This is a genomic window from Streptomyces sp. NPDC058964, assembly GCF_042741275.1.
Taxonomy (GTDB): Bacteria; Actinomycetota; Actinomycetes; order Streptomycetales; family Streptomycetaceae; genus Streptomyces.
The window spans coordinates 1-2,813 of record NZ_JBHYKH010000785.1 but is presented as its reverse complement, the minus strand read 5'-3'; the positions used below and the strand labels follow the sequence as shown (position 1 = coordinate 2,813).

Annotated in this window: 1 protein-coding gene; it reads left to right on the top strand. The window is 72.2% G+C overall.

Features of this window, described 5'->3' with window-relative positions; genetic code table 11:
* Window positions 1-2,813 (top strand): beta-ketoacyl synthase N-terminal-like domain-containing protein (locus ACFW2E_RS44690; RefSeq protein ID WP_384477289.1); only part of this gene is annotated, 2,813 nt, incomplete at both ends.

Here is a 2,813-nt window from a genome sequence, read left to right as displayed (position 1 = left end):
CGCGGCAGGATGCTTCGACGGTCTCGGACAGGCCAACTACGCGGCTGCCAACGCCTACCTGGACTCCCTCGCCGCGCAGCGAAAGGCCCAGGGCCTGCCGGGTGTCTCGTTGGCCTGGGGCCTCTGGTCACCCGAGGTCGGCGGCATGGGCGCCGGACTCACCGGTACCGAACTCGAGCGCATGGCGCGTGCTGGGGTCGAGGCGATCGGAGCGGCGGAGGGGACGGAGCTCTTCGACGCGGCGCTGGCGGCGGGTGAGGGCCGGGCCCACCTCGTGCCCATCAAACTCAACCTCGATGCCTGGGACACGGAGGCCGCCCCCGCGCTTCTCCGGGACCTCGTACGGCCCCGTGCGCGTCGTGCCGTACGCGCGTCCGTCGCGGCGGGCGCGAGCCGTCCCGCGGCGAACTCCCTCCAGGACCGCCTGGCGGCCCTGCCCGACACCGCGGCCCGCCGTGATCTGCTGCTCGACCTGACCCGCAAGCGCGTGGCGGCCGTGCTCGGCTTCGCCGGGATGCACGACGTCTCCGCCGACGCCGCCTTCACCGAACTGGGCTTCGACTCGCTCACTGGAGTCGAGTTCCGCAACGCGCTCGGTGCGGACACCGGGCTCAGGCTGCCCGCGACGCTGGTCTTCGACTACCCGAGCCCCGCCGCCGTGGCCGAGTACCTGCTGGCCGAACTGATCGGAACCGAACCCGACTCGACGACCGGGCATGACGCGGCCACCGCCGTGACCGCCGCCTCGAACGAGTCGATCGCGATCGTCGGCATGGCCTGTCGCTACCCCGGTGGCGTCAACTCACCCGAGGAACTGTGGGAGTTGCTGGCCACCGGTGGCGACGCCATCAGCCCTTTGCCCACCGACCGTGGCTGGGACGTCGCGAGCCTCTACGACCCGGACCCCGAAGCCGTCGGCAAGACCTACTCACGGCATGGCGGATTCCTCACCCAGGCCGCCGAGTTCGATCCCGCGTTCTTCGGCATCAGCCCTCGTGAGGCGCTCGCCACCGACCCGCAGCACAGGTTGCTGCTGGAGACGTCGTGGGAGGCGTTCGAGCGTGCGGGCATCGACCCGGCAACCGTGCGCGGCACCGCGACCGGCGTCTTCGCGGGCGTGATGTACAACGACTACGGCATCCGCCTCAACGGTTACCCGGCCGACCTGGAGGGCTACCTCGGCACCGGAAGCTCCGGCAGCGTCGCCTCGGGCCGTGTCGCCTATGTCCTCGGGCTCGAGGGACCCGCCGTCACCGTGGACACCGCCTGCTCCTCCTCCCTGGTCACCGTCCACATGGCCGCGCAGGCGCTGCGCAGCGGCGAGTGCTCGCTGGCCCTGGCCGGCGGCGTCACCGTGATGGCGACGCCCGAGACGTTCGTCGGCTTCAGCCGGCAGCGGGGTCTGGCGGCGGACGGGCGGTGCAAGCCGTTCGCGGAGGCGGCGGACGGCACGGGCTGGGGCGAGGGTGTGGGCATGCTCGTCCTGGAGAAGCTCTCCGACGCCCGCCGCAACGGCCACCGCGTCCTCGCGCTCGTACGGGGCTCGGCGGTCAACCAGGACGGCGCGAGCAACGGCCTCACCGCCCCCAACGGCCCTTCCCAGCAGCGGGTCATCAAGCAGGCCCTGGCGTCCGCCCGCCTGACTCCGCAGCAGGTCGACGTGGTGGAGGCGCACGGGACGGGGACGCGGTTGGGTGACCCGATCGAGGCGCAGGCGCTGCTGGCCACCTACGGTCAGGACCGCCAGGAGCCCCTTCGGCTGGGGTCGGTCAAGTCCAACCTGGGCCACACGCAGGCCGCCGCGGGCGTGGCCGGGATCATCAAGATGGTCCTCGCCCTGCACAACGAGGAGCTGCCCCGCACGCTGCACGTGGACGCGCCGTCCTCGCACGTCGACTGGTCGGCGGGTGCGGTGGAACTGCTGACCGAGGCCCGGCCGTGGACGGCCGGGGAGCGGGTGCGGCGGGCCGGTGTCTCCTCCTTCGGGATCAGCGGCACCAACGCCCACGTGATCATCGAAGAGGCTCCCGCAGAGCCCGCCGGTGAACCCGACTCCTCCAACCGCAGGCTGCCGGTACTCCCGTGGATCGTCTCCGGCAGGACGGCCGAGGCCGTGCGCGCCCAGGCGGCCCGGCTCCTCGACTTCGCCACCGCGCACCCGGAACTGGACTCCACGAACATCGCCCAGTCCCTGACAGCCCGACGCGCATCGTTCACCTACCGCGCCGGTGCCGTGGCGGGGGACCGCGAGGGACTGCTGGCCGGGCTGGCGGCCATCGCCGCTGGGCACGTGACCCACACGGGCGCCACAGGCTCGCTGGCGTTCCTGTTCACGGGGCAGGGCAGTCAGCGGGCGGGGATGGGCCGGGAGCTGTACGAGGCGTTCCCGGTGTTCGCGACCGCGCTGGACGAGGTGTGTGCGGCTCTGGATGCTCATCTCGAACGGCCCCTGAAGGAAGTCATGTTCGGGGGTGAGGGGCTGAACGAGACGGGTTACACGCAGCCTGCTCTGTTCGCCCTCGAGGTCGCCCTGTTCCGGCTGCTTGAGGCCTGGGGTGTACGCCCCGGCGTGCTCACCGGGCACTCCATCGGTGAGCTGGCGGCGGCGCATGTGGCGGGGCTGTGGTCGCTGGAGGACGCGGCGCTGATCGTGTCGGCGCGCGGCCGTCTGATGCAGCGGCTTCCGGCGGGTGGTGCGATGGCGGCCGTGCAGGCCACCGAGGACGAGGTCCTGCCCGTGCTGCCGGAAAGTACAGGTATCGCCGCTGTCAACGGGCCCACCGCCGTGGTGGTCTCCGGCCCCGGGGCGGGTG